28 protein-coding genes and 1 pseudogene are annotated in these 26,300 nt (G+C 73.0%); 17 read left to right on the top strand and 12 right to left on the bottom strand.

The window, feature by feature from the left end; all coding sequences use genetic code 11:
* Positions 1 to 58: 58 nt before the first annotated feature.
* Both AMK24_RS14565 and AMK24_RS14560 read left to right on the top strand, forming a co-directional pair.
* The gene (locus AMK24_RS14565) at positions 59 to 1,186 is read left to right on the top strand and encodes an alpha/beta hydrolase (protein ID WP_073769039.1); all 1,128 of its coding nucleotides are present in this window, start codon (positions 59 to 61) and stop codon (positions 1,184 to 1,186) included.
* A gap of 184 nt (positions 1,187 to 1,370) precedes the next feature.
* Positions 1,371 to 2,699 carry a hypothetical protein gene (locus AMK24_RS14560; RefSeq protein WP_073769037.1) on the top strand — a complete coding sequence of 443 codons (1,329 nt, stop codon included), beginning with the start codon at positions 1,371 to 1,373 and terminating at the stop codon, positions 2,697 to 2,699.
* Positions 2,700 to 2,880: 181 nt separating this feature from the next.
* Here AMK24_RS14560 and ypfJ read toward each other — a convergent pair whose 3' ends face one another.
* The gene (gene ypfJ, locus AMK24_RS14555) at positions 2,881 to 3,768 is read right to left on the bottom strand and encodes a KPN_02809 family neutral zinc metallopeptidase (RefSeq protein ID WP_073769035.1); all 888 of its coding nucleotides are present in this window, start codon (positions 3,766 to 3,768) and stop codon (positions 2,881 to 2,883) included.
* Between the two features lie 201 nt (positions 3,769 to 3,969).
* Here ypfJ and AMK24_RS14550 point away from each other — a divergent pair, with 201 nt between their 5' ends.
* From AMK24_RS14550 to AMK24_RS14540, 3 genes are all read left to right on the top strand, one after another.
* Positions 3,970 to 5,568 (top strand): ABC-F family ATP-binding cassette domain-containing protein, encoded by a 1,599-nt coding sequence (locus tag AMK24_RS14550; protein ID WP_073769032.1) that lies wholly within the window; start codon positions 3,970 to 3,972, stop codon positions 5,566 to 5,568.
* 320 nt (positions 5,569 to 5,888) lie between these two features.
* A complete protein-coding gene (locus AMK24_RS14545; protein WP_006123601.1) occupies positions 5,889 to 6,110 on the top strand; it encodes a helix-turn-helix domain-containing protein in 222 nt (73 codons plus the stop codon).
* A gap of 135 nt (positions 6,111 to 6,245) precedes the next feature.
* Positions 6,246 to 7,037: an enoyl-CoA hydratase/isomerase family protein gene (locus AMK24_RS14540; protein WP_073769030.1), complete on the top strand. Its 792-nt coding sequence runs from the start codon at positions 6,246 to 6,248 to the stop codon at positions 7,035 to 7,037.
* Between the two features lie 99 nt (positions 7,038 to 7,136).
* Here the strand turns inward: AMK24_RS14540 and AMK24_RS14535 are convergent, their stop codons facing one another.
* A complete protein-coding gene (locus AMK24_RS14535) occupies positions 7,137 to 7,925 on the bottom strand; it encodes a hypothetical protein (RefSeq protein ID WP_073769028.1) in 789 nt (262 codons plus the stop codon).
* 109 nt (positions 7,926 to 8,034) lie between these two features.
* On the opposite strand from AMK24_RS14535, the gene AMK24_RS14530 reads away from it, so the two are divergent.
* From AMK24_RS14530 to amaP, 5 genes are read left to right on the top strand one after another with little or no spacing between them, the layout of a single operon-like run.
* Positions 8,035 to 8,505 (top strand): Asp23/Gls24 family envelope stress response protein, encoded by a 471-nt coding sequence (locus AMK24_RS14530; RefSeq protein WP_073769026.1) that lies wholly within the window; start codon positions 8,035 to 8,037, stop codon positions 8,503 to 8,505.
* Between the two features lie 60 nt (positions 8,506 to 8,565).
* On the top strand, positions 8,566 to 8,757 hold the full coding sequence (locus AMK24_RS14525; protein ID WP_073769024.1) for a hypothetical protein: 192 nt from the start codon (positions 8,566 to 8,568) through the stop codon (positions 8,755 to 8,757).
* Entirely contained in the window at positions 8,754 to 9,104 is a 351-nt protein-coding gene (locus AMK24_RS14520) for an Asp23/Gls24 family envelope stress response protein (protein WP_073769022.1), read from the top strand. Before AMK24_RS14525 ends, AMK24_RS14520 begins: the two co-directional genes overlap by 4 nt.
* A complete protein-coding gene (locus tag AMK24_RS14515; RefSeq protein WP_073769020.1) occupies positions 9,101 to 9,778 on the top strand; it encodes a DUF6286 domain-containing protein in 678 nt (225 codons plus the stop codon). Before AMK24_RS14520 ends, AMK24_RS14515 begins: the two co-directional genes overlap by 4 nt.
* A 5-nt stretch (positions 9,779 to 9,783) precedes the next feature.
* Entirely contained in the window at positions 9,784 to 10,362 is a 579-nt protein-coding gene (amaP, locus tag AMK24_RS14510) for an alkaline shock response membrane anchor protein AmaP (protein WP_079190524.1), read from the top strand.
* Between the two features lie 142 nt (positions 10,363 to 10,504).
* On the opposite strand, the gene AMK24_RS14505 is transcribed toward amaP, so the two are convergent.
* The 6 genes and pseudogenes from AMK24_RS14505 to AMK24_RS35440 form a co-directional block, all read right to left on the bottom strand.
* Positions 10,505 to 11,260, bottom strand: a complete 756-nt coding sequence (locus AMK24_RS14505; protein WP_073769016.1) for an SDR family oxidoreductase — start codon at positions 11,258 to 11,260, stop codon at positions 10,505 to 10,507.
* Positions 11,261 to 11,264: 4 nt separating this feature from the next.
* Positions 11,265 to 13,058, bottom strand: coding sequence for a glycoside hydrolase family 15 protein (locus AMK24_RS14500; protein WP_073769014.1), 1,794 nt, complete (start codon positions 13,056 to 13,058; stop codon positions 11,265 to 11,267).
* A 73-nt stretch (positions 13,059 to 13,131) separates the two neighbouring features.
* Positions 13,132 to 13,935: an SURF1 family cytochrome oxidase biogenesis protein gene (locus AMK24_RS14495; protein ID WP_073769012.1), complete on the bottom strand. Its 804-nt coding sequence runs from the start codon at positions 13,933 to 13,935 to the stop codon at positions 13,132 to 13,134.
* Positions 13,936 to 14,013: 78 nt separating this feature from the next.
* Positions 14,014 to 14,247, bottom strand: coding sequence for a hypothetical protein (locus AMK24_RS14490; protein ID WP_073769010.1), 234 nt, complete (start codon positions 14,245 to 14,247; stop codon positions 14,014 to 14,016).
* Positions 14,248 to 14,312: 65 nt separating this feature from the next.
* The gene (locus AMK24_RS14485) at positions 14,313 to 15,326 is read right to left on the bottom strand and encodes a DEDDh family exonuclease (protein ID WP_073769008.1); all 1,014 of its coding nucleotides are present in this window, start codon (positions 15,324 to 15,326) and stop codon (positions 14,313 to 14,315) included.
* 317 nt (positions 15,327 to 15,643) lie between these two features.
* Positions 15,644 to 15,910: pseudogene (locus AMK24_RS35440) on the bottom strand (SulP family inorganic anion transporter); the annotation flags it as partial.
* 122 nt (positions 15,911 to 16,032) lie between these two features.
* Here AMK24_RS35440 and AMK24_RS14475 point away from each other — a divergent pair.
* Together AMK24_RS14475 and AMK24_RS14470 are read left to right on the top strand one after the other, a co-directional pair.
* Positions 16,033 to 16,968, top strand: coding sequence for a sterol desaturase family protein (locus AMK24_RS14475; RefSeq protein WP_073769006.1), 936 nt, complete (start codon positions 16,033 to 16,035; stop codon positions 16,966 to 16,968).
* Positions 16,965 to 17,669, top strand: a complete 705-nt coding sequence (locus AMK24_RS14470; protein WP_073769004.1) for a lysoplasmalogenase — start codon at positions 16,965 to 16,967, stop codon at positions 17,667 to 17,669. The genes AMK24_RS14475 and AMK24_RS14470 overlap by 4 nt, the downstream gene beginning before the upstream one ends.
* A gap of 97 nt (positions 17,670 to 17,766) precedes the next feature.
* Here the strand turns inward: AMK24_RS14470 and AMK24_RS14465 are convergent, their stop codons facing one another.
* Positions 17,767 to 19,305 (bottom strand): S8 family peptidase, encoded by a 1,539-nt coding sequence (locus tag AMK24_RS14465; protein ID WP_073769002.1) that lies wholly within the window; start codon positions 19,303 to 19,305, stop codon positions 17,767 to 17,769.
* A 354-nt stretch (positions 19,306 to 19,659) separates the two neighbouring features.
* On the opposite strand from AMK24_RS14465, the gene AMK24_RS14460 reads away from it, so the two are divergent.
* From AMK24_RS14460 to moaA, 3 genes are all read left to right on the top strand, one after another.
* Positions 19,660 to 20,028: a DUF485 domain-containing protein gene (locus AMK24_RS14460; RefSeq protein ID WP_073769000.1), complete on the top strand. Its 369-nt coding sequence runs from the start codon at positions 19,660 to 19,662 to the stop codon at positions 20,026 to 20,028.
* Positions 20,025 to 21,668: a solute symporter family protein gene (locus AMK24_RS14455; RefSeq protein ID WP_073768998.1), complete on the top strand. Its 1,644-nt coding sequence runs from the start codon at positions 20,025 to 20,027 to the stop codon at positions 21,666 to 21,668. Before AMK24_RS14460 ends, AMK24_RS14455 begins: the two co-directional genes overlap by 4 nt.
* Before the next feature lie 201 nt (positions 21,669 to 21,869).
* Positions 21,870 to 22,859: a GTP 3',8-cyclase MoaA gene (moaA, locus tag AMK24_RS14450; protein ID WP_242435166.1), complete on the top strand. Its 990-nt coding sequence runs from the start codon at positions 21,870 to 21,872 to the stop codon at positions 22,857 to 22,859.
* Between the two features lie 27 nt (positions 22,860 to 22,886).
* On the opposite strand, the gene AMK24_RS14445 is transcribed toward moaA, so the two are convergent.
* Positions 22,887 to 23,150, bottom strand: coding sequence for a hypothetical protein (locus tag AMK24_RS14445; protein ID WP_073768994.1), 264 nt, complete (start codon positions 23,148 to 23,150; stop codon positions 22,887 to 22,889).
* A gap of 221 nt (positions 23,151 to 23,371) precedes the next feature.
* On the bottom strand, positions 23,372 to 23,749 hold the full coding sequence (locus AMK24_RS14440) for a DUF3099 domain-containing protein (RefSeq protein WP_073768992.1): 378 nt from the start codon (positions 23,747 to 23,749) through the stop codon (positions 23,372 to 23,374).
* A 200-nt stretch (positions 23,750 to 23,949) separates the two neighbouring features.
* Here AMK24_RS14440 and AMK24_RS14435 point away from each other — a divergent pair, with 200 nt between their 5' ends.
* Entirely contained in the window at positions 23,950 to 24,225 is a 276-nt protein-coding gene (locus AMK24_RS14435; protein ID WP_073768990.1) for a GlsB/YeaQ/YmgE family stress response membrane protein, read from the top strand.
* Positions 24,226 to 24,433: 208 nt separating this feature from the next.
* Positions 24,434 to 24,799 (top strand): hypothetical protein, encoded by a 366-nt coding sequence (locus AMK24_RS14430; protein WP_073768988.1) that lies wholly within the window; start codon positions 24,434 to 24,436, stop codon positions 24,797 to 24,799.
* A 192-nt stretch (positions 24,800 to 24,991) separates the two neighbouring features.
* Here the strand turns inward: AMK24_RS14430 and tyrS are convergent, their stop codons facing one another.
* Entirely contained in the window at positions 24,992 to 26,263 is a 1,272-nt protein-coding gene (tyrS, locus tag AMK24_RS14425) for a tyrosine--tRNA ligase (protein ID WP_073768986.1), read from the bottom strand.
* Positions 26,264 to 26,300: the final 37 nt, after the last annotated feature.

Below are 26,300 nucleotides of genomic sequence, written 5' to 3'. Positions count from 1 at the left end.
GGCCCCGGACGGCCGCCGCCCACTGGCAGCACGCCGTCCGCCCCACGACACTGGAGCGGTGCGCCCGGTAACCGCGACGGCAACGGCCGTCACCACAGTCCTCGGCGTCGGCGCGGCAGCGGTCGCGGCCGGCCGGTACGCGGGCGACGTCGCCCTCCGGGCGACGCCCGGCCGCCCCCTCCCCGCCGACCGCCGGCTCACCGTGCACGCCACGGCGGCCGGGCGAACCACCCTGACCCGGTCCTTCTCGGCGCTCCGGCCCGGCACCTGGGGCCTGGCGGGCCCCGGCGTCCACGCGGTCGTCGGACCGGTGATCGACGGGGCCTCCCCGGGCGCCGACACCGTCGTGCGCAAGCTGGAGGGCGTCGGCCGGGGGCTCCTCGAACCGGGCGCCAAGGTCCGGCTCACCCCCGAGCTGTACGGCGGCGACCCGCGCGGCGATCTCGGCCTGGACCACCGGGACGTCGAGATCCCCGGAGAGCGGGGCCCCCTGCCCGCCTGGTACGTCCCCGGAGAGCGCGACACCTGGGTGATCACCGTGCACGGCCTCGGCACGACCCGCGCCCACCCCATGAACGTGATGCCCTTCCTGCACGGGCAGAGCCTCCCCGTGCTCGACCTCGCCTACCGGGGCGACCCCGGAGCCCCGCGCGCCGCCGACGGCGTCGGCCGCTTCGGCGCCTCCGAGTGGCGCGACGTGGACGCCGCCATCCGCTTCGCCCTGCGGTACGGGGCCCGGAACGTGATCGTCCACGGCTGGTCCACCGGCGCCACCATGGCCCTGTACGCCGCCGTCGAGTCCCCGCTCCGCGACCGGATCAGCGGCATCGTCCTCGACTCCCCGGTGCTGGACTGGCAGGCCACCCTGCGCGCCCTGGCCGCCGCCCGGGGCGTCCCGGCCGCCCTGCTGCCGCTCGCCGTCCGCGCGGCCCAGGGCCGGACCGGTATGAACCCGGCTCCGGTGCTCGAGACCTCCGCGCCGGTCACCCTGGACACCCCGACCCTGATCCTGCACGGGCCCGACGACACGATCGCCCCCTGGGGGCCCTCCCGCGAACTCGCCGCCCGCCGCCCCGAGCTGGTCGCCCTCCACACCGTGCCGCAGGCTCCGCACGCGTCGATGTGGAACGCCGGCCCCGCCCGCTACGAGGAGACCCTGCGGCGCTTCCTCACGCCCCTCATGTGAGCCGATGGGGTGAACTCTCCCCCTTGTCGTCGCGTCCGGGGAACCTTTCACGTACCGGCGAAACGCCTTCCGTTTGGGCTTTCGGGCCGTCAGGGGCAAGACTGCTCCCGTGACGTCCCGTACTCCGCGCGACTCCAGACTGCGACTTGTCCGCCCGCGACCCCTCGCCACCGCCCGCAAGGCGGTGACCACCCGGCGCACCAGGCCGGCGCCCCGGCCCCCCGAGGGCACCCCGCCCCGTGCGGAACTGGCCCGCCAGGCGAGGGCGGTCCTCGCCGACGCCGTACGCATCGCCCACTGGGCGGCCGACGCGCCCGGGCCGGGCACCACCGCCCCGCTCGCGGCCCAGGCCCTCGAACGGGCGGCCGCCGCCCTGGAGCTCTCCCCGGCGCAGGTCCGGGCGGGATGGGACCGGGCCCGGCTGGCCGGACTGATCGAGCTGCACGGCGACACCGCCCGCCCCGGCTGGCGGCTGCGCGCCTGGGACCGGGACGACTCCGCCGTCCTGCGCGGCTGGGTGGCGCTCTTCGACGCCTGGTCGCTGGTCCACGCCGCTCCCGCCGGCATCGAGGCCGGGGCGGTCGCCGAAGCCGTCGAGGCCGTGCCCCAGGTGCTCTCGCTCCTCCAGCTCTCCGCGGGCCCCGTCACCGTCCCCGCCCTGCTGGACCTCCTCGGCCAGCGCGTCGCCGAACTCCACGAGGAGCGCTGCGAAGTCCCCCTGGGGCCCGGCGGCCCCGCGACCGCCGGCCCGGCCGGCCCCCCCGCCCCCGTGGAGCCCGCCCGCGACGCCGACCTCAACGCCCTGCTGCTCGACTGGGCGCTGGAGGGCCTCGCCGCCGTCGGGGCGCTCACCCTCGGCCAGGGGCACGCCACCCTCACCCCCCTCGGCAACTGGGCGGTCTGGGTCAAGCTGGAACAGATCTGCGTCGCCGCCCAGAGCCCGGCCGGGAACATCGAGCAGTCCGCCGCCGACATGCTCCTCGGCTGCGCCCGGCTCACCCCCGGCCCGGCCCGCGACGAATACCGCGCCTGGCTCGCCGCCCGCACGGTCGGCAGCGCCGTCGCCGAACTGCTCGCCGTGGCCCGGGGCGAGGACGCCCTGTTGCGCGGGCTGGCCTTCGAGGCGCTGAGGGTCGTCGGCGCGCCCGCCGAACCGGAGGTCCGCTCTGTACTGGCCGAGCCCTCGCTGCGCCCCTACGCGCTGCTCTGGCTCGCCGAGTACGAGGGCAACGACCCCGACGACGCCCAGGACGTCCTCAGCCGCGAGGAGGCCACCTGGCTCTGGGTCGACACCGCGGCGGCCGTCGCCGACCACGGCGAGACCGGGCTGCTCGTGCGCCACCTCGACACCGCAGTCCAGGGCACCGTCCCCGCCCTCCTCGACGAGGTCAGGGCCGTCGGCCACCCGCGTACCGTCCAGGTCCTGGTCGCGCTGGCCGCCGCCCACCCGGACCCGGCCCTGGCCAAGGCGGTCCGGCGGGCCGCCTTCCAGGTGCACACCGGGGGGACCTGAGCCGCACGCCTCCGGGCCCGCCCCGGACCCCGGGAGCCGGGCCCCGGGGCGGCGGCATGCCAAGCCCGCCCGTCGGGGAGGCGCGCGACAGCCGGGCCCGCGGGCGCGCCCGGCCCGTCCGCCGCCGGGTGATCCGCGCCCCGGTCTTCCGGCGGCGCCCGGCGAGGGCGGCCGCACCCGGTCAGGCGAAGGTGTCGCACCGGGTCATGTCGCCCGTGCGGAGTCCGGTGGAGAACCACTGCTGCCGCTGCGCCGCCGAACCGTGCGTCCAGGACTCCGGTGCGACCCGGCCCTGGTACCTCTGCTGGATCCGGTCGTCGCCGACCGCCGCCGCCGCGTCCAGGCCGTCCCGGACGTCCGCCCGGGTCAGCTCGGTGATCAGCGGGCGGCCGGCCGGCCCGTCCGTGGTCGTCGCGTGGTGCGCCCAGACCCCGGCGTAGCAGTCGGCCTGCAGTTCCGTCTTCACCGCGTCGCTGTTCTCGCCCGGCCGGCCGTCCCGCGACCGGCCGAGCGCGCCCGTCAGGTTCTGCACGTGGTGGCCGTACTCGTGCGCCACCACGTACGCCTGCGCGAACGGGCCGCCGCTGGAGCCGAACTTCGTCCGCAGGTCGTCGAAGAACCCGAGGTCCAGATAGACCTTGCGGTCGCCGGGGCAGTAGAACGGCCCGACCGCCGAGGTGGCGGACCCGCACGCGGTGCCCACCCGCTGACTGAACAGGACCGTCCGCGCGCCCTCGTACGGCATGTCCTGCCGCTGGAACTCCTGCCGCCAGAAGTCCTGCACGCTGTTGACCACCGCCACCGTCCGGCAGTCCTCCCGGCTGTTCGCGTCCCGCCCCTTCAGGCAGCTCTCCTGCACCTGCCCCGCCGAGGAGGCCGTCGCCGCCGCGTCCGGGCCGTCGGAGGTGAGGCCGAGCTGATCGGGGCCGACACCGAAGAGCAGGCCCAGGACCAGGGCGATCACCCCGGCGATCCCGCCGCCCACGGTGGCCCGCCCGCCCGGGATCCGGCTGCCGCGCACGTCCTGGACCTCGGAGGTGTCCAGATCGGCGTCGTCGTCGAACTGCACGTCGCACCACCCTCGGGCTCGGCGGGCGACGGCGTGCCGCCCTGCGCCGAGTATCGGTCGGTTCGTCCCGCCGGGCACGCGGAAAAGCAGTTGCGGACCGCCGGTAGAATGGGCCGTATGGCCTTTCTCCTTGTGCATTAGCGGCGTCGAGAGACCTCCGCCCTCGTCCCTCCGCCGTCCATACTGCCCTGGAGTTTTTCCGTGATCACCGCCTCCGGCATCGAGCTGCGCGCCGGCGCCCGCATCCTCATCGAGTCCGCCTCCTTCCGTATCGCCAAGGGCGACCGCATCGGCCTCGTCGGCCGCAACGGAGCGGGCAAGACCACCCTCACCAAGTGCCTCGCCGGCGAGGGCGCCCCCGCCGCGGGAACCATCACCAGGTCTGGCGAGGTGGGCTACCTCCCGCAGGACCCGCGCACCGGCGACCTCGACGTCCTCGCCCGGGACCGCGTCCTCTCCGCCCGCGGCCTCGACGAGATCCTGCGCAAGATGCACGAGAACGAGGACCGGATGGCGAACGGCAAGGGCGCCACCCGCGAGAAGGCGATGAAGAAGTACGAACGCCTGGAGACGGAGTTCCTCACCAAGGGCGGGTACGCCGCCGAGGCCGAGGCCGCCACCATCGCCGCCGCGCTCAACCTGCCCGACCGGGTCCTCGGCCAGCCCCTGCACACCCTCTCCGGCGGTCAGCGCCGCCGCGTCGAGCTGGCCCGCATCCTCTTCTCGGACGCCGACACCCTGCTCCTGGACGAGCCGACCAACCACCTCGACGCCGACTCCATCGTCTGGCTGCGCGACTACCTCAAGTCCTACCGCGGCGGCTTCGTCGTGATCTCCCACGACGTCGAACTGGTCGAGACGGTCGTCAACAAGGTGTTCTACCTCGACGCCAACCGCTCCCAGATCGACGTCTACAACATGGGCTGGAAGCTCTACCAGCAGCAGCGCGAGGCCGACGAGAAGCGCCGCAAGCGCGAGCGCCAGAACGCCGAGAAGAAGGCCGCCGCCCTCAACTCGCAGGCCGACAAGATGCGGGCCAAGGCCACCAAGACCGTGGCCGCGCAGAACATGGCCAAGCGGGCCGACCGGCTGCTGGCCGGCCTGGAGGCCGTCCGCGTCTCCGACAAGGTCGCCAAACTGCGCTTCCCGGAACCCGCCCCCTGCGGCAAGACCCCGCTGATGGCGGAGGGCCTCTCCAAGTCCTACGGCTCGCTGGAGATCTTCACCGACGTCGACCTCGCCATCGACAAGGGCTCCCGCGTCGTCATCCTCGGCCTCAACGGCGCGGGCAAGACCACACTGCTGCGTCTGCTCGGCGGCGCGGAGAAGCCCGACACCGGCGAGATCATCCAGGGGCACGGTCTCAAGCTCGGCTACTACGCCCAGGAGCACGAGACCCTCGACCCGGAGCGCACGGTCCTGGAGAACATGCGCTCCGCCGCCCCCGACCTCGACCTCGTCGAGGTCCGCAAGACGCTCGGCTCCTTCCTCTTCTCCGGCGACGACGTCGACAAGCCCGCCGGCGTGCTCTCCGGCGGCGAGAAGACCCGGCTCGCGCTCGCGACCCTGGTCGTCTCCTCCGCCAACGTGCTCCTGCTCGACGAGCCGACGAACAACCTCGACCCCGCCAGCCGCGAGGAGATCCTCGGCGCGCTGCGCACCTACAAGGGCGCGGTCGTCCTCGTCACCCACGACGAGGGGGCCGTCGAGGCGCTCCAGCCGGAGCGGATCATCCTGCTTCCGGACGGGGTCGAGGACCTCTGGGGAGCGGACTACCGCGACCTCGTCGCCCTCGCCTGATCCACCGGGGGTGGATCATTCGGCCTACGCGTGATCCGTCATCTGCGTGAGAACCTCTCGTACTCCGGTGGTGCGCCGGGCGCTCGCCCGCCGCACGCCCTCTGCCGGACGGTTTCTCCCCGTACGGCCCTGACCTGCCGGTTCTCCGGCCGATCGGGGCCGCACGCCTGTGTGCGCCCTCGGGAACGAGGACTTCCGATCGTGTCGGCGCCCCTCGCCTCCCGGAAACCGCACGCACCGACCTTGCCGAATGGGTGGCCAGGAAGCGCGGGAGGGGTGATCATGAGAGTCCAGAGCGCACTTCCCATGAGGAGGCACGGGTGGCCGAGACTCTGAAGAAGGGCAGCCGGGTGACCGGCGCCGCGCGTGACAAGCTCGCGGCAGACCTGAAGAAGAAGTACGACTCCGGTGCGAGCATCAGGGCGCTGGCCGAGGAAACCGGCCGCTCCTACGGGTTCGTCCACCGGATGCTCAGTGAGTCCGGAGTGACGCTGCGAGGGCGCGGCGGCGCGACACGGGGCAAGAAGGCCGCTTCGGCCTGAGGCCGCAGCTCTTCGACGCCTTCGGGCCCAGCGGGATTTCGGGGTGGCCACCCGGTCGACCACACGGTCGCCCGGGTGGTTACTGTTCAGTCACTTAGTTCCTCGTGCTGACCGAACCCCCTCCGGAGGCGCCCGATGACCTCGCTCGACACTGTGCTCGACAAGGACGGCGTACGGCTCGCCGTCGACGATGCCGTCGCCACGGTGACGCTCGCCAACCCGGCCAAGCGCAACGCTCAGTCTCCCGCTCTGTGGCGGGCGTTGACGGAGGCCGGACGGGCGCTGCCCGGCACGGTGCGGGTCGTGGTGCTGCGCGGCGAGGGCAAGTCCTTCTCCGCGGGCCTGGACCGGCAGGCGTTCACCCCCGAGGGCTTCGACGGCGAGCCCTCGTTCCTCGACATGGCCCGCGGCTCCGAGGCCGAGCTGGACGCCGTCATAGCGGAGTACCAGGAGGCGTTCACCTGGTGGCGCCGCAACGACCTGGTGTCCATCGCGACGGTTCAGGGCCACGCCATCGGCGCCGGCTTCCAGCTCGCCCTTGCCTGCGATCTGCGCATCGTCGCCGAGGACGTGCAGTTCGCCATGCGTGAGACCAGTCTCGGTCTCGTTCCCGACCTCACGGGCACCCACCCGCTGGTCCATCTCGTGGGGTACGCCCGCGCCCTCGAAATCTGCGCCACCGGCCGCTTCGTGCACGCCGAGGAGGCCGAGCGCACCGGCCTCGCCAACCTGGTGGTCCCCGGCGACCAGCTCGACGCGGCGGCCCGCGACCTCGCCGCCGCCCTGGTGGCCGCCCCCCGTGACGCCGTCGTCGAGACGAAGGCGCTGCTGGCCGGGGCGCTCTCCCGCGACTACGAGCAGCAGCGCGTCGCCGAGCGGGCCGCCCAGGGCCGCCGCCTCCGCGACCTGGCGGGCATCACCGACTAGGCCCGGTCCTCACACGGCCGCCCCCGGCGGGCCTCCGCCGGGGGCGGCCGTGCAGGGCGTGGGCGGCGGGCCCGTACCCGCTCCGGCCTTCCGCCGGACTCAGCCGTCGCGGCCTTCCGAGCCGCCGGGGCGGCCGGTGTCGCCGGAGCCGCTCGGCCCGGCGCCGCCCGGCGGCTCCACCACGTCCGTGACCAGCACCGACACGGGCAGCGGTCGGGCCAGGGCGGCGGTGACCGCGGTACGCACCGACCGGGCCACCTCCCGCGCCTCCCGGTCCCCGGCCGTCGCCACCTCGACCCGCACGTGGTCCGCGGCCGTGTGCACCGGCGAGCCCAGGATCCGGGTGAGCGAGACGACGCCCGGCACCCCGGCCGCCGCCTCCGCCACCGGGCTGTCCGCCTCGGCGGCCGGAACCGCCGCTGTCCTCCGCTCCATCACCTGATCGGGCGCACCGTCCGTGAGCAATGCCGTCACCGTCAGGTCGACCTCGGTGATCTCCAGGCCCAGCCGGGCGGCGGCGGCCGTGAGGAGCGCCGCGCGCAGGGCCGCCGCCGCATCGGGCAGCGGCCGGTCGAGGGCGGCCGAGAACTCCGCCTCGATCCGCAGCGGCACCGGTGGCAGCGCACCCGGTGGAGCCGGTGGGGCCGCCGGGGCGCCGGGAGCCGCCGGGGAGCCCGCCATCGCCTCCTCCGCCGGACCGATCCGCAGCTTCCCCAGCACTGTTCCGGGGCGGGCCGCCGCCCCGCGCAGTACCGAGGCGGCGGCCGTCTCCGCGATCCAGGCCCCTTCCGCCGGGCCGCCCAAGGGCAGCAGCCTGCCCAGGCCGAGCCGTTCCCGTACCGCAGCGGTCCATCCGTCGGCCCTCTCGGGGCCCCGAGCCGTTGTCATTGCCCCAGCCTGCCGTATCCATGGCGCGGGATCGCGAAAGCGCACTTAACGTGAGCAAGGAAGTCCTTCTGTCCGGAGTATCCCGAATGTCCCGAAGGGAAGAGCGGCGATGACTGAAAGTTCCCAGCGCACCAACCCCGACAGCGGCCCGGGCGGCAAGTCCCTCGGCAAGCGAGGCGGCGGCGACCCGGGCACCCGGGGCCGCACCACCATCGCCGACGGAGTCGTCGAGAAGATCGCCGGGATGGCGGCACGCGACGTGTCCGGCGTCCACGCGATGGGCAGCGGCCTCTCGCGGACCTTCGGCGCCGTCCGCGACAAGGTCCCCGGCGGCGGCAAGTCCGTCACCCGCGGGGTGAAGGCGGAGGTCGGCGAGTCCCAGGCCGCCCTCGATCTGGAGATCGTCGTCGAGTACGGCGTGGCCATCTCCGAGGTGGCCCGCGACGTCCGCGAGAACGTCGTCTCCGCGGTGGAACGCATGACCGGCCTCGAAGTCGTCGAGGTCAACATCGCGGTCAGCGACGTCAAACTGCCCGACGAGGACGACGATGACGACCAGTCCGAACAGCGCGTCCAGTAGTCCTTCCGCATCTCCGTCGCACGGCGGTCGAGTCGCACGGCAATCGAGGAGAGAGACACGATGAGCATGGCTGTCGCCGGCCTGTTGGCCGGCATGGCGCTCGGGTTCGCCGGATACTTCGGCGGATTCGGAGCCTTCGTCCTGGTGGCCGCCCTGGGCGCGATCGGCTTCGTCGCCGGCCGCTTCCTGGACGGTGACCTGGAGCCCGGCGACTTCTTCCGGAGTCGCGAGCGCGCCGACCGGCGACGGTGACGGCGGTGACCGGCCGGGTCGCCGCCGCCGAACGGGGCGAGACCCGGATCGCCGACCGCGTCGTCGCCAAGATCGCCGCCCAGGCGGCGAAGGAGGCCGTCGACGACCCGCCGGCGGACGGGATCTCGCCGCGCGCGACGGTCACCGTGCACCGGGACTCCGCCCGGGTCCGGGTCAGTCTGGAACTCGGCTACCCCGGTGACATCGGCCGTACCTGCGGCGCCGTCCGCCGCCGCGTCGCCCAACGGGTCAAGACGCTCGCCGGTATGGAGGTTCCGGAGGTGGCCGTGCAGGTCGAACGGCTGCACCCGACCGGAGCGAGCGCCGCACAGGGGAGGATCCGATGACCGAACCCGGGGAACCGACCGGCTCCACCCGGCGGATGCCCACCGTCGAGCGACGCGGCGGCGACGCGCCCCCGGCCACGCCGTCCGCCGACCGCGAACCGGTCCCGACCCTCGAACAGGGCGGCGGCGGCAGGGCCGGCCGCTTCTGGTCCGCGCGCAGGGTTCCGGCCGCCCTGCTGGCCCTCGTGCTCCTGGGCGCGGCCGGTCTGCTGCTCTACGACATCGCCGCCGTACGGGCCGACCACCCCGCCATGCGGTGGCGGCGCTCGCTCGCGGACGGCCTGGCCGAACGGCACCTGGACGACGTCGCGGTGCTCGTCGGCGCGGGCGTCGCCGCGGCGATCGGCCTGTGGCTGATCCTGCTGGCCCTCACCCCCGGACTGCGCGGCCTGCTGCCGATGCGCCGGGAACGGGCGGGCGTCCGCGCCGGCCTCGACCGCGACGCTGCCGCACTGGTCCTGCGGGACCGGGCCGTGGGGGTGCCCGGGGTGCAGTCCGTGCGGGTCCGGGTGGGGCGGCGGAAGGCGAAGGTGCGCGCACTGGCGCACTTCCGGGAGCTCGACGACGTGAGGGCCGACCTGAACTCCGTGCTGGAGAAAGCCGTGGGGGAACTGGGCCTGGCGAAGCCGCCGGCCCCCTCCGTCCAGGTGCACCGACCGCCGAAGAAGGGATGAGCCGCATGCGCTCCACCGTCAACCGGGTCCTGCTGGCCCTGGCCGGACTGGTGCTGGTCGTCGTCGGCGGGGCCGTGCTCGCCGTGGGACTCGGCGCGTCCGTGCCGACCTGGTGGCCCTGGGACGGCAAGGGCGACGTGCTGCTCAGCACGGCCGCCCGGCACCGCTGGCGCGACGAGGGCTGGTGGTGGCCGACCGTGATCGCGATCCTCGCCGTCCTGGTGGTCCTCGCCCTGTGGTGGTTCCTCGCCCAGCTGCGCCGCGGCCGGCTCGCGGAGATCCTGGTGGACAGCGGCGACGGCGAAGGGGCCCGGTTGCGGGGCCGCGCCCTGGAGAACGTGGTCTCCGACGAGGCAGGCGGCCTGGACGGAGTCTCCCGCGCCCGGACGATGCTGACCGGCCGCCGCACCGCCCCCCGGGCCCGGGTCCGCCTGCTGACGGAACCGCACGCCGCGCCCCGGGAGACGCTGAACGCGGTCGCGGACGGAGCGCTGAGGCACGCCAGGGAATCGGCCGGCCTGGCCGAACTCCCCGCCGAGGTACGGCTCAAGGCCGTCAAGCACCGCGCCGCACGCGTGTCCTGACGGCCCCGGGCACGTACCGGCGGGAGCGGCTCCGCCGTCGCCCGGCGGGTACGCGCGGCCGGGGGAGCGTCCGCGCCGACGCCGCCCCCTGCGGCGCCGGACGGGCGGCGCGCCCCCGGCGCGGACGTCACCTCCCGGCCGGTCAGAAGCCGTGCCGGGCCCCGCCGTCGACCGGGACCATGACGCCCGTGAGGTACGAGGCGGCGGGGGAGAGCAGGAACGCGGCGGTCTTCCCGAACTCCTCGGGCGTCCCGTAGCGCCGCAGCGGAATCCGCGCCTCGTTCGCGGTGCGGGCCGCCTCCGCGTCGCCGGACAGGGCGTCCAGCTCGCGGACCCGGTCGGTGTCGATGCGGGCGGGCAGCACGCCCACCACCCGGATGCCGCGCGGTCCCAACTCGTCGGCGAGCGACTTGGCGAAGCCGGCGAGACCGGGACGCAGCCCGTTGGAGATGGTCAGCCCCGCGATCGGCTCGTGGACCGACCCGGAGAGCACGAAGCCGATCACCCCGCCCTCGCCGAGCGTGGCCGCGGCCGTCCGGGCCAGCCGCACCGCCCCCAGGAACACCGTTTCGAACGCCGTCTGCCACTGGTCGTCCGTGTTGTCGGCGAGGAAGCCGGGGGCGGGCCCGCCGACGCTGACGAGGATGCCGTCGAGCCGCCCGAAACGCTCCCGCGCGGTGTCCACCAGGCGCTGGGCGGCGCTCGGGTCGGCGTTGTCGGCGGCGATCCCGACCACGTCCGGGCCCAGCTCGGCGGCGGCCTCCTCGACGGACGCCCCGTCCCGGCCGGTGATGATCACTTTCGCGCCGTCCTCGGCCAACGCCCGAGCCGTGGCGTTCCCCAGGCCCCGGGTCGCTCCGGTGACGATGTAGACGCGGTCCTTCAGTCCAAGATCCATGGCCCTATCCTGCCGGGTCCTCCCCGGCGAGGTCGACCGCGGAGTTCACCAGTCCGATGTGGCTGAACGCCTGGGGGAAGTTGCCCAGCTGGCGGCCCGCCGCCACGTCGTACTCCTCGGCCAGCAGCCCCATGTCGTTGCGCAGCTCCAGCAGATGTTCGAACAGCTCCCGCGCCTCGCGGGTCCTGCCGGTCCGGTGCAACGCGTCGACCAGCCAGAACGAGCAGACGACGAACGCCCCCTCGTCGCCCGGCAGGCCGTCCACGGAGACGCCCTCCGTGGAGTAGCGGCGGACCAGGCCGTCGCTGCCCAGCTCGGCCCGGACCGCGTCGACCGTGCCGATCACCCGGGGATCGTCCGGCGGCAGGAACCCGGTCCGCACGATGAGCAGCGTCGCGGCGTCCAGCTCCCGCGACCCGTAGGACTGGGTGAAGGTGTTCCGCTCGGGGTCGTACCCCTTCTCGCAGACCTCGGCGTGCACGGCGTCCCGCATCGCCCGCCAGCGCTCCGCGTCGCCGGGCAGCTCCGGGTTCTCCTCCAGGGTGCGCACCGCCCGGTCGGCGGCGACCCAGGCCATCACCTTGGAGTGCACGAAGTGCCGCCGGGCGCCGCGGATCTCCCACAGCCCCTCGTCCGGCTCGCGCCAGCTCGATTCCAGGAAACCCAGCAGGCTGAGCTGGAGGTTCCAGGCGTGCGGCTTGTCGTCGAGGCCGGCGACGCGGGCGAGCCGGAGCGCGTCGATGACCTCGCCGTAGACGTCGAGCTGGCGCTGGCGGACGGCCGCGTTGCCGGTGCGTACCGGCCGGGAGTGCGCGTACCCGGCCAGCCACGGCAGCTCCGTCTCCGGCAGCCGCCGCTCGCCCGCCAGCCCGTACATGATCTGGAGGTCCGCCGGATCCCCGGCGACGGCCCGCAGCAGCCAGTCCCGCCACGCCTCCGCCTCCTCCAGATAACCGGCGGAGACCATGGCCCCGAGGGTCAGCGTGGCGTCCCGCAGCCAGCAGTAGCGGTAGTCCCAGTTCCGTACGCCGCCGATCTCCTCCGGCAGCGAGGTCGTCGGGGCCGCCACGATCCCGCCCGTGGGGGCGTACGTCAGCGCCTTCAGGGTGATCAGGGAGCGGAGCACGGCCTCGCGGTAGGGGCCGTCGTAGGTGCACCGCCCGGCCCACTTCGCCCAGTCGTGCAACGTGTGCTTGAGCGCCTTGTGCGGATCGATCAGTTTCGGGCGCGGCGAGTGCGAGGGGTGCCAGGTGAGCACGAACGCCACGCTCTCGCCCTCGGAGACGGTGAAGGAGGAACAGGTGCTGAACTGCTGGCCCCACGTCTTGACCGGCGGTTCGCTGCGCAGCCACACGGAGTCGGGACCGGCGACCGCCACCCGGTGGCCGTGCGACTTCCGCACCCAGGGCACCACCGAGCCGAAGTCGAAGCGCAGCCGCAGCACCGAACTCATGTCGACGGTGCCGCTCACGCCCTCGACGATCCGCATCAGGTCCGGAGCCTGGTCGCGCTGCGGCATGAAGTCGATGACCTTGACCGTGCCGGTCCGCGTCTCCCAGTACGTCTCCAGGACCAGCGAGTCCTTCACGTACGCGCGCCGGGTGCACACGTCCGACGACGCCGTGCCCTGGGGGGCGATGCGCCAGTGGCCGTTCTCCTCGGTGCCGAGCAGGGCGGCGAAACAGGCGCCGGAGTCGAAGCGCGGCAGGCAGAGCCAGTCGACGGAACCGTTCCTGCCGATGAGCGCGGCGGTCTGGAGATCGCCGATCAGAGCGTAGTCCTCGATGCATGGGGTCACGCCAGGCGTTTTCCCGAACCGGACCGATGTCAACCGGGTGGATGTCGACCGGGCCGGTGAGGTGCCGTCGGCCTCAGGCGCTCGCCGGTGCGGGCTCCTCGGCGGATTCGGTCGCCGCGTCCCCGGCCGCGGCCTGTTCGCGGTCGCGCTTCTCGCGGCGTACGAGGATGAACCAGCCGACCGGGACGGCGGCGACGAACAGCCACCACTGCACCGCGTAGGCCATGTGCGGGCCGATCGAGCTGTCGTCGGGGCGGGCGATCTGCTCGGGCAGGTCGCCCGCAGGCGCGGGCTCGGTCTGCTCGATGTAACCGCCGAGGACCGGCCGGGACAGCAACTGGGACTGCTGGTCGCTGTTGATCAGCATCACCTGCCGGTCCGGCAGTCCCGCCAGGTCCTTGATGCCGCTGCTGCCGGTCGTCTCGTCGGCCTTGAGACGGCCGGTGACGGTCACCTCGCCCCGGGGCGCGGGCGGCACGTCGGGGTAGTCGGTCTGGTTCGGAGCGGCCGGAACCCAGCCCCGGTTGACCAGGACCGTGCCGCCGCCCGTGAGGTCCAGCGGGGTCAGGACGTGGACGCCGATACGGTCGTCGTCCGAGGTCCGGCGGCGGACGACGACCTCGTGCTCGGTGTCGAACGTTCCCGTCGCGGTGACCGCCCGCCAGTAGTCCGACCGGGGGACGGTGTGCCCGGGGGAGGTGAGTTCGGTGACCGGGACCGGCCGCGCGCCGAGGTTCCGCGAGATCAGCCCGTTCTGCTCGACCCGGTGCTCGTGCCGGTGGAACTGCCAGAAACCCAGCTCGATCATCGTCGGGATCAGCGCGAGGCCGAGCAGGGTGAGGATCACCCACTGCCGGGTCAACAGGAAGCGGTACACCCCATGACCGTACAACCGGGGCGCTGAGGCGCGGCACTCAGGGGTACGGCCGGAGCCATCCGGCAATGGGGTGGTGCGTCACACTCTGTCCACGATGCCCGCCTTCCCCTCGGCGCGGGCGCAGTGGGCGCCGCAGTACCACTGCCCGTCGGCCTCGACGCCCTGCCCGATCACCTGGACCCGGCAGTGCTCGCAGATCGGCGCCATGCGGTGGATGGCGCAGGCGAAGCAGTCGAAGACGTGCACCGCGCCCTGCGCGTGGACTTCGAAGGACATGCCGTAGTCGTTTCCGCAAACCTCACAACGTGCCATGCGCCACAGGGTGGGACGCCCGGCGGCGGGGGGGGCGAGCGGCTGGCGGGCGAGTCGTGCCCGGTTCACTCCGATGACGGCGGGGGAGCCTGCTGCCGGGGTGCGGAGCCCTCGGCGGGGGCCACGTCGCGCAGGAGGTGGGTGAAGGCGCTCTCCTCCAGGATCGGCGTCCCGTACGCCTTGGCCTTCTGCGTCTTGGAGGTGGCCGCGTCCGGGTCGTTGGTCACCAGCAGACTGGTCAGCCGGGACACGCTGGTCGCCACGTGCAGACCGGCCTCCACCGCCCGGTCCTCCAGCAGCTCCCGGTCGACGGAGGTGTCCCCGGAGAACGCCACCCGCATCCCCTGCTTGAGCGGCTTCTCCTTCTCGTACCGCCCCGGATTGGGGTACGGGCAGGCCGGCCGCTTGCGTGAGGGCCGCCAGCTGTTCGGCTGCCGCGAGGGCTGGTACCCCACGCGCGGGGCGACGGGGGAGTCGGACCACTCGGTCAGCGGCCGGCACTCCAGCAGGGGCAGCCGCACCCCGCTCCGGGCCGCCGCGTGCAGACTCGGCCGGAACGCCTCGGCCAGCACCCGGGCGTCGTCCAGGGCGTGGTGGGCCTGCTGCTGGACGACCCCGAAGTGCGCCGCGAGCGAGGCCAGCTTGTGGTTGGGCAGGGGCAGTCGCAACTCCTTGGCCAGCGCGATCGTGCACAGCCGGTGTTCGACCGGGGCGACGACCGAGGCCCGTGCGTACTCCCGGGCGATCATCGACCAGTCGAAGGCGGCGTTGTGCGCGACGAGCACCCGGTCCGCCAGCCGCTCCGACAGCTCGGCGGCCACCTCCGGGAAGAGCGGCGCTCCCTCCAGCACGTCGCTCGTCAGCCCGTGTATCCAGACGGGCCCGGGGTCGCGCTCCGGGTTGACCAGCGTGTACCAGTGGTCCTCGACGTCGCCCCGGGCGTCCAGCCGGTAGACGGCGGCGGACACGATCCGGTCGTCCCGGGCGAGGCCGGTGGTCTCCACGTCGACGACCGCGTACCCCTTGGGGTAGGAGGTCGGCCACGGTGCGGCTGTCTGGCGGTCGTCGAGCATGGTCACAGAGAATACGGGCCTCGACTGACAGGGCCCTATTCGGCGGAGGCGCGGCGGACGGGCACGGGCCCCCGGGCGCGCCGGGCGGCGCCGGCCCGGCGGCGGCGCGCCGGGGTCCGGTTCGCCCCACAACGCCGACGCCGTCGCCGTGCGGACGCGGGGTCAGCGGCCGCCGGCGAGTTCGCCGGTGAGCCTGCCGTGGAGGTCGGCGCTGGGGTCGTTCAGGCCGGTGATCTCCACGGTCTTGCCGCGCTGGGCGTACTCGGCCTCGACGGCGTCCAGGGCGGCGACGGAGGAGGCGCCCCCGAGGAGACCATGACCATGACGGCGACCCGGGTCTTGGAGGAGTGGGCGTCGGTGATCTCGTCGACGAGCTCGGCGGCCATCAGGGACTCCATCAGGCCGACCAGGGCCATCGCGAACGCGTACGGCGCGATCGCCGTCAGAGCCTCCAGGGTGAACGGCACGTCCGGCAGACCGGGGACCGGCAGGGAGGACGGGAGGGCGCCCTTGTCGCCCACGGTCGGCACGGCGATGCCGGCCGCGACCGTGATGACGGTGAGGACGGCGATCGAGACGAGGGGGGCCGGCCCGGCAGGCCCCGGGGAGGCGGCTCTTGGCGGAAGGCGCCAAAGACTGCTGACAGCTGGTCTCGCATACTTGTGGGTAACAACCTCTAGCCCTCGCCGACCCGCGGCCCTACGGTGCTCGCATGGAGCCGAACCTGCCCGACGTCGTGCTGTGGTCGATACCGGCCTTCGTGCTGCTCACCGTGATCGAGATGGTCAGCTACCGCCTCCATCCGGACGAGGAGGCGGCCGGGTACGACACGAAGGACGCCGCCACCAGCGTCACCATGGGGCTCGGCAGCCTCGGGTTCGACCTGCTGTGGAAGATCCCCATCCTGGCCGTCTACACGGCGGTCTACGAGCTGACGCCGCTGCGGGCGCCCGTGCTGTGGTGGACCGTGCCGCTGATGCTCCTCGCCCAGGACTTCTTCTACTACTGGTCCCACCGCGGCCACCACGTGATCCGGATCCTGTGGGCCTGCCACGTGGTCCACCACTCCAGCCGGAAGTTCAACCTCACCACCGCGCTGCGCCAGCCGTGGACCTCCGCGACCGTCTGGCCCTTCTACCTGCCGCTGATCGCCTGCGGCGTGCACCCGGCGGCGCTCGCGTTCTGCCAGTCGGCCAACCTCGTCTACCAGTTCTGGGTGCACACCGAACGCGTGGGCAAGCTCCCCCGCCCCTTCGAGTACGTCCTCAACACCCCGTCCCACCACCGCGTCCACCACGCCTCGCAGGGCGGTTACCTGGACCGCAACTACGGCGGCATCCTGATCGTCTGGGACCGGATGTTCGGGTCCTTCGCGGCGGAGGCCGAGCGGCCCGTCTACGGGCTCACCAAGAACATCGACACCTACAACCCGCTGCGCGTCGCCACCCATGAGTACGCGGCCATCGCCCGGGACGTCCGTGCCGCCGACACCTGGAGCGAGCGGGCCGGGCGGGTCTTCCGGGGACCGGGCTGGCAGCCGGCGGCGAAGGCGGGGACCGCGCCCGCCGAGGCCGCGCCCGCCGCCGCCGGGGCGGGCGAGCCGTCGTCCGTGCCTCTGAGGGGCTCCGCCGCGGAAAGCGCCCTGTGACCGCCACCGCCGCCCGCCCCGGCGGCACCGGGGCGGGCGGCCGTGCCGAGCGCTTCGCCCGTCCCGTGCTCCTCGCCTTCCTCCTCGCCGCGACCGCCGACCTGGCCGGGCTGCTCGCCGGGGCCGAGGCCGTCCACCTGGTCGCCAAACCGCTGCTGATGCCGCTGCTCGCCGTGTACGCGGCCCTCCGGGGCGGCCCCCGGCTGCTCGTCGCCGCCCTGCTGTTCGGATGGGGCGGCGACGTCTTCCTGCTCGGCGACGACGACCTGGCCTTCCTCGTCGGCATGGGCTCCTTCGCCGTGGGCCACGTCTGCTACCTGACGCTGTTCGGGCGGGGCGGAGGCCGCGGGCGGGTGCCGGTGGCCGCGGGAGCCGGGTACGCCGTCGTCCTCGCCGTCTTCCTCGCGCTGATCTGGCCGGACCTTCCCGCCGACCTGCGCATCCCGCTCACCGGCTACAGCCTGCTGCTCACCGCGACGGCCTGGCGGGCGGGCGTGTTCGGGGCGTACGCCGCGGCGGGCGGGGCGCTCTTCCTGCTCTCCGACGCCCTCATCGCCACCGGCATCGCGAAGTGGCCGCAGGCGCCCGCGCCCGACTTCTGGGTGATGCTCACCTACATCGCCGCCCAGGCCCTGCTGACCCTCGGGGTGCTCACCGCCGCGGGCCGGGGCGCGGGCCGGGCCGCCTCCGGCGCGCCCTGACCCTCATCCCCGCCGCCCGGAGAACGCCCGGAGAACGCCCGGGGAACGCCCGAGGGGCCCGGGGAGATCGCTCTCCCCGGGCCCCTCGGCCGTACCGTTACCAGCGCACCGCGTCCAGCGCGTCCGCCACTCCGGCTCCGTAGAAGCCGTTGTCGTTCTTGCCGCCCTCGCAGACCGCGTCGATGACGCCGTCCCCGTTGATGTCGTAGGGCTCGCCGCACGCCTTCGCGTCCGCCTGGAGCGTCAGCAGCGCCTTCACCGCGGCGGGCGAGGCGTAGGGGTGCTTGGACTTGATCAGCGCCACGACGCCCGCGACGTGCGGGGAGGCCATCGACGTACCGGCCTTGTAGCCGAACCTGCCGCCCGGCAGCGTCGAGAGGATCAGCCCGCTGACGGCCGGGGGCTCGGGGGTCTGGTAGACCGTCGAGTCACCGCCCGGGGCCGCCACGTCGATGACACCCTTGCCGTAGTTCGAGTACGAGGACTTGAGGCCCTTCGCACCGGTCGCGGAGACCGTCACGACGCCCGGCAGCATGGTCGGGATGTCCGGGCACGCGCTCGGGTCGATCGTCCGCGTGACCGTTTCGGAGTCGTTCGGGCTGGTGGTGTCCTCGATCGCGTCGGCCGCCAGGTCGTGGCGGGAGTTGCCCGCCGCCGCGACGTTGACCGTGCCCCTGCGCTCCGCGTACTTCACGGCACGGGTGAGGGCGTCGACCAACGCGCCCTGGTCCGCGTCGTTCTTGTAGTTGAACAGCCACGGGTCGGTGTAGTAGCTGTTGTTGGTCACCTCGACGCCGTGCTCGGCGGCCCAGAGGAACCCGCAGACCACGGCCTCGGTGTAGAAGAACCCGTCCGGGTTGGACACCTTGATGCCCGACACCTTCACGCCCGGGGCGACGCCGGTGACGCCGACGCCGTTCTTCGCCGCGGCGATGGTGCCCGCCACGTGCGTGCCGTGGTCGCTCTCGCCCGCCGCCGGACGCCAGGAGCCGGCGGTGGTGTCCGGAGCGCCCGAGACGCAGTTGGCCGAAGCGCGGCTGTCGAAGTTCGGGGCCAGGTCCGGGTGCGTGTCGTCGACGCCCGTGTCGATGACGGCGACCGTCACCTTCTTCGAGCCCAGCGACTTCTGGTGCGCCTTGTCCGCCTTGATCGCGGACAACGACCACTGGAGCGGCTCCAGCGGGTCCTCGTCGGCCGTCGCGTCCGCGGCGGCCTCCGCGGCCTGCTCGGCGGTGAGCGGCTCCGCCATCGAGCCGACGTCCTTGGTGGCCTGCGGCACGATCGGGTTCGTGCGGGTCGCGCCCGCCGATTCCACGCCACGGACCCGGCGGATCGTTTCGCCGAAGGACGGGTTCTGCGAGTGGACGACGATGACGCCGATCTGCTCATAGGCGATGACGACCGTGCCGCCCGCGTCGGCGATCGCCTTCTTCACCTTCTTGACGGTGCCGTGACCGCCCCGCGTGTTGACCACGTAGGACAGCTTCGGGCCGTCGGTCCGCACGCTCGCGGAGGCCTGCTCGCCGGTGGGCGCCGCGGTGGCCGTCCCCGTCGGCAGGAAGCCGAGCGAGGCCGTCAGCGCGAGTCCGACGGGGACCGCGAGTGCGCGGGTCCGTCTCGATGACAGATGAGCCATGGGTTCTCCACATCATCCGTGCCGAACGACCGGGCACCTGGCGTGCTCGGTCGCGTACATGACGAGTGAAGCTACGCCGATCTTCCCGGCGCATCAACGTTTCCTGGCAAGTCAGTTCGAAGGGTGAGGGGGAAGGGTGAACGCGAACGGGTGACGCCCCCGGCGGCCGGACGCGGCGCGACGCCTCCGAGGAGGCGAAAGGACCGGTTCCCGGAAGGCGAAAGAGGCGGTGAACCGCTTCGTCACGCCCTTCGTGCCGTTGTCCAGGAGGCACATCACCGTCCCCCGGCACCAGAGGCTTCCTTGACACCCATCGCCCCCCAGCCCACCGCACCCGCGTCACGAGGAGATTCCGTGGCTACCGATGCCCCGCCGCCGCCCCAGGGCACCTCGCCCGGCGGCCCCGTCCAGCCCACCACCGAGGCGTTCGTCGCGATGCAGGCGAGCCCGGACTTCGCCGACCTGCGCCGCTCCCACCGGTCCTTCGCCTTCCCCCTGACCATCGCCTTCGTGACCTGGTACCTGCTCTACGTCCTGCTCTGCAACTACGCGGGCGGATTCATGGCCACCAAGGTCGCCGGCAACATCAACATGGCGCTCGTCCTCGGCCTCGCCCAGTTCGCCACCACCTTCCTCATCGCCTGGCTCTACTCCCGGCACGCCGCCACCCAGCTCGACCCCAAGGCCGAGGCGATCAAGTCCCGTATGGAGGCCGACGCATGAGCACCGCCCCCGCCCTCCACCCCGCCGTCCAGCTCGCCGCCACCGAGGGCGCGAGCGAGCACCGGCCCCTGATCATCACGCTGTTCGCCGTCTTCGTCGTGGCGACCCTCTTCATCACCGTCTGGGCGGGCCGCCAGACCAAGAGCGCCTCCGACTTCTACGCGGGCGGCCGTCAGTTCACCGGATTCCAGAACGGACTCGCGGTCTCCGGCGACTACATGTCCGCCGCGTCCTTCCTCGGCATCGCCGGAGCCATCGCCCTCTTCGGCTACGACGGCTTCCTCTACTCCATCGGCTTCCTGGTGGCCTGGCTCGTCGCCCTGCTCCTGGTCGCCGAACCCCTGCGCAACTCCGGCCGCTACACCATGGGCGACGTCCTCGCCTACCGGATGCGCCAGCGCCCCGTCCGCACCGCCGCCGGCACCTCCACGATCGTCGTCTCGATCTTCTACCTGCTGGCCCAGATGGCCGGGGCGGGCGTCCTCGTCTCGCTGCTGCTCGGCATCACCAGCGACGCCGGGAAGATCCTCATCGTCGCCCTGGTCGGCGTGCTCATGATCCTCTACGTCACCATCGGCGGCATGAAGGGCACCACCTGGGTGCAGATGGTCAAGGCCGTCCTGCTCATCGCGGGCACCCTGCTCATCACCTTCCTGATCCTGCTGAAGTTCAACTTCAACGTCTCCGACCTGCTCGGCACCGCCGCCGCCAACAGCGGCAAGGGCGCGGCCTTCCTGGAGCCCGGTCTGAAGTACGGCGCCGACGGCGTCTCCAAGCTGGACTTCATCTCCCTCGGCCTCGCCCTCGTCCTCGGCACCGCGGGCCTGCCGCACATCCTGATCCGCTTCTACACCGTGCCCACCGCCAAGGCCGCCCGTAAGTCCGTGAACTGGGCGATCGGCATCATCGGCGCCTTCTACCTGATGACGATCGTGCTCGGCTTCGGCGCCGCGGCGCTCCTCAAGCCCGGCGACATCATCGCCTCCAACAAGGCGGGCAACACCGCCGCGCCCCTGGCGGCCCTGGAGATCGGCGGCGGCTCCGGCTCCACCGGCGGCGCCATCCTCCTCGCGGTGATCTCCGCCGTCGCCTTCGCCACCATCCTGGCCGTCGTCGCCGGACTCACCCTCGCCTCCTCCTCGTCCTTCGCCCACGACATCTACGCCAACGTCATCCGCAAGGGCCAGGCCACCGAGAAGGAGGAGGTCCGCGCGGCGCGCTGGGCCACCGTCGCCATCGGCGTCGTCTCCATCGCCCTCGGCGCGCTCGCCCGCGACCTGAACGTCGCCGGCCTCGTCGCCCTCGCCTTCGCCGTCGCGGCCTCCGCCAACCTGCCGACGATCCTCTACAGCCTCTTCTGGAAGCGGTTCACCACCACCGGGGCCCTCTGGTCCATCTACGGGGGCCTCGCCTCCTCCGTCCTGCTGGTGCTGTTCTCCCCGGTCGTCTCCTCCAAGCCCAGCTCGATGTTCCCCGACGTCGACTTCGCCTGGTTCCCGCTGGAGAACCCCGGACTGATCTCGATCCCGCTCGGCTTCCTGCTCGGCTGGATCGGTTCGCTGGCCGCCAAGGAGAAGCCCGACACGGACAAGTACGCCGAGCTGGAGGTCAAGTCCCTCACCGGCATCGGCGCCCACTGACCGCACCCGGGCGGCCCCCTCCGGGGCGACGCCGAGGAACCCCCGGCACATCACCCGCCACCCGCGGCCGGGCCGCGTCGTAGGACCCTACGACGCGGCCCGGCCGCACCTCGTGGCAAACGGGCCCCACCGATGCCCCCCGTCTCACGTAGGCTCGGAAGTACCGGAAGAGCGCCGGCGCCACCGGGGGAGGGAGCTACCGTGCTCATCGACACCTACGACCGGGTCGCCACCGACCTGCGCGTCTCACTCACCGACAAGTGCAACCTGCGCTGCACCTACTGCATGCCGGAAGAGGGCCTTCAGTGGCTCGGCAAGAGCGAGTTGCTCTCCGACGACGAGATCGTGCGCCTGATCCGCATCGCCGTCACCTCGCTCGGCATCACCGAGGTCCGCTTCACCGGCGGCGAGCCCCTGCTGCGCCCCGGCCTCGTCTCCATCGTCGAGCAGTGCGCCGCGCTCGCCCCGCGCCCCCGCATGTCGCTCACGACCAACGGCATCGGCCTCAAGCGGACCGCCGCCGCCCTCAAGGCGGCCGGACTCGACCGGGTCAACGTCTCCCTGGACACCCTGCGCCCCGACGTCTTCAAGACCCTCACCCGCAGGGACCGCCACAAGGACGTGCTGGAGGGGCTGGAGGCCGCCCGCGAGGCCGGGCTCACCCCGGTGAAGGTCAACTCCGTCCTGATGCCGGGACTCAACGACGACGAGGCCCCCGACATGCTGGCCTGGGCCCTCGCCCACGATTACGAGCTCCGCTTCATCGAGCAGATGCCGCTCGACGCCCAGCACGGCTGGAAACGCGACGGCATGATCACCGCCGGGGACATCCTCGCCTCGCTCCGCACCCGGTTCACCCTCACCCCCGAGGGCGACGATTCCCGTGGCTCCGCCCCCGCGGAACGCTGGACGGTCGACGGCGGCCCCCACCGCGTCGGGGTGATCGCCTCCGTCACCCGCCCCTTCTGCCGCGCCTGCGACCGCACCCGGCTCACCGCCGACGGCCAGGTCCGCACCTGCCTCTTCGCCCGCGAGGAGACCGACCTGCGCGGAGCACTGCGCGGGGACGCGCCGGACGAGGAGATCGCCCGGCTCTGGAAGACCGCCATGTGGGGCAAGAAGGCGGGTTCCGGACTGGACGACCCGAGCTTCCTGCAACCCGACCGCCCGATGTCCGCGATCGGCGGCTGAACCGCCTCCGCGATCGGCGGCCGGGACTCAGACCGCCCGGCCGCCCCCGGGCCCGTCCACAGACTCCCAGTCCTCCAGCGCCACGACGTCCTTGAGGAAACCGCGGACATCGAGGAACGACGACAGGTGCTCCCGGTGGTCCTCGCAGGCCAGCCAGGTCTTGCGCCGCTCCGGTGTGTGCAGCTTGGGATTGTTCCAGGCGAGCACCCACACGGCGGCGGCCCGGCAGCCCTTGGCGGAGCAGATCGGGGCGCCGGCAGGGCTCTCGGCGGACGTCTCGGAAAGGATCACGCGCCTCAGCTTAAGGGCTGCTGCTCGCCGAGCGTTCGAGCCGTCCCCGCCGGAGAAAAGGCGACGCCGGGCAGCCACGGGGGGAGCTGCCCGGCGTCGGTCTATCGCTCCGACGGGGGATGCGGAGCGGATTTGAAGTATGTCACGGGGACCGGGGTGCGGTGCACCGGAACGTCACGATTGATCTGAAGCTTTTCCCGGGCTTCGCGGGGCGTACGAGGTCAGCCGTCTCCGTGCGGCGGCGGAACCCGGCCCGACGTCCCCCCGGCGCCCCCGGCCTCCGCCGTGCCGGGCGCCGGCCCGGCTCCCAGCGCGGGCCGCACCGGCATCGCCACGAACGTCGTCGGCAGCGAAGTCGCGTTCTCGCGGCCCGCGTTGGCGATGACCACCGCGATGTAGGGCAACAGCACCCCCAGCACGAGCGCCACGATCGCCACATGCCGCTCCACGTTCCACAGCACCGCGGCCAGGACCACCGACACCGTGCGCACCGACATCGAGATCACATAGCGCCGCTGCCGGCCCCGGACGTCCTCCGTCAGCCCTTGACGAGCGCCCGTGATCCGGATGACCTCCGGCCCCGCGTTCTTCCGCAGCATGCTCCACCACCCGATCTCCTCGCCCGGCTCCCCGGGCCCGCGCTGCCTCCACGGTACGCCCGGCCCCCGCCGGACAGGAGACCGGGGCGCGGCCCCGCGGGCGGGGCCGTGTCCCCCGGACGGTCCAACCGGGCGTGCGCCGCCCGAACGGCGGCCCAAGACTGGACGGACGCGCACTCCGCGCCGTACGAGGAGGCGAAATGGGCTGGTTGTGGGCAATCATCGTGGGACTGGTGCTCGGCGTCCTCGCCAGAGCGATCCTGCCCGGCAAACAGGACATCCCACTCTGGCTGACGGTCGTCTTCGGCGTCCTCGGCAGCATCCTCGGCAATGCCGTCGCCGGCTGGATCGGCGTCGAGGACACCAAGGGCATCGACTGGATCCGCCACCTGCTGCAACTGGCGGGCGCCGTGGCGGTCGTCGCCGTGGGCGACATGGCCTGGCAGGCGATCCGGGGCAACCGGCAGAGAACCTGACCCCCCGAAGGCACCTCAGGGCGCCGCGGCCGGACACGCGAGCAAGGCGTGTCCGGCCGCGGCGCCCTGAGGTGCCGGAGTCCCGCCCGGCGCCGCTGCTCCAACCCCTGGGGAAGCGGTGCACCGGGCTCGCGGTGCGCCGTTCGCGGGTCCAGGCTGGGAGAGGAAGTTCTCGCTGGGTCCTTCACCAGGTGAGCAAGGAGGAGCCATGACAGCGACGACGCAGAAGGACACCCCTGTCGCCATCGAAGGCGACGGCGTGGAGTTGCGTGTTCAGGACATCGGCGGAGACCTGTCCGTCGCCTTCGTGAAGTTTCCCGAGGGCACCGACATGGGGCCGGCGCTCAAGGGGCTGGCCGACGACCTCTGCCCGTGCCCGCACTGGGGCTATCTCTTCAAGGGGCGGCTGAAGATGCGGACGCCCCACGGCGACGATCTCTACGAAGCCGGGGACGCGTTCTACTGGCCGCCCGGACACGTCCCGGTGGCGTTGGAGGACTGCGAATACGTGGACTTCTCGCCGGCCGGGGCCTTCGACGAGGTCGTCGAGCACATCAAGGCGCAGAAGGGGTGACGGCCGTCCCACCGAGGGCCCCGGGAGCGGCCCCCGACGCGCACGCCCGAGACCGGCTCGTGCGCCGGAGCGACCCGCGTACCCGAGACCGGCCCGCACGACGGCGCGGCGGGCCCTGACCCCGAAGCGCCGCGGCCGGCCACGCATCCGATGCGTGGCCGGCCGCGGCGTACCTACGCGGTGCGCGAGAGGTCAGCCCGCCGGGCGGACCTCCACGGCGGCCAGGTTCTTCTTGCCCCGGCGCAGTACCAGCCAGCGTCCGTGCAGCAGCTCCCCGGCGTCCGGCGGGACCTCGCCGTCGACGACCTTCACGTTGTTCACGTAGGCGCCGCCCTCCTTGACCGTGCGCCGGGCCCCCGACTTGCTGGGCGCCAGGCCGACCTCCACCAGGAGGTCCACCAGCGGGCCCAGCTCGGCGACGGTGGCGTGCGGCACCTCCGACAGCGCGGCGCTCAGCGTCGCCTCGTCCAGCTCGGCCAGGTCGCCCTGGCCGAACAGCGCCTTCGACGCCGCGATCACGGCCGCGCACTGCGCGCCGCCGTGCACCAGCGTGGTCAGCTCCTCGGCCAGCGCGCGCTGCGAGGAGCGCGCCTGCGGCCGCTCCTTAGTCAGCTTCTCCAGCTCCTCCAGCTCCGCACGGCTCTTGAAGCTGAGGATGCGCAGGTAGCGCGAGACGTCGCGGTCGTCCACGTTCAGCCAGAACTGGTAGAACGCGTACGGCGTCGTCATCTCCGGGTCGAGCCAGACGGCGCCGCTCTCCGACTTGCCGAACTTCGTCCCGTCCGCCTTCGTCATCAGCGGCGTCGCCAGCGCGTGCACGACCGCCCCCGGCTCCAGGCGGTGGATCAGGTCGATGCCCGCGGTGAGGTTGCCCCACTGGTCGCTGCCGCCCTGCTGGAGGGTGCAGCCGTGGCGGCGGTACAGCTCCAGGAAGTCCATGCCCTGGAGCAGCTGGTAGCTGAACTCGGTGTAGCTGATGCCCTCCTGCGACTCCAGCCGCCGGGCGACCGAGTCCTTGGTGAGCATCTTGTTGACCCGGAAGTGCTTGCCGATGTCCCGCAGGAACTCGATCGCGGACATGCCCGCGGTCCAGTCCAGGTTGTTGACCATCGTCGCCGCGTTCGGGCCCTCGAAGGTGAGGAAGGGCTCGATCTGCCCCCGCAGCCGCCGCACCCAGGCGGCGATGGTCTCCGGGTCGTTCAGCGTGCGCTCGGCGGTGGGCCGCGGGTCGCCGATCTGCCCCGTGGCCCCGCCGACCAGCGCCAGCGGCTTCAGCCCGGCCTGCTGGAGCCGCCGCATGGTGAGCACCTGCACCAGGTGCCCCACGTGCAGACTGGCCGCGGTCGGGTCGAAGCCGCAATAGAAGGTGACGGGACCGTCCGCGAGAGCCTTGCGCAATGCGTCCTCGTCAGTGGACTGGGCGAACAGCCCGCGCCACTTCAGCTCGTCGACGATGTCCGTCACGGTTCCGGTGCTCCTTGCAGGTGTAGGGGTCGGGGGC

Origin of the sequence: Streptomyces sp. CB02366, assembly GCF_001905905.1 — a bacterium.
In the GTDB taxonomy this organism is placed as follows: Bacteria; Actinomycetota; Actinomycetes; order Streptomycetales; family Streptomycetaceae; genus Streptomyces.
This window is presented reverse-complemented; position numbering and strand designations above follow the sequence as displayed.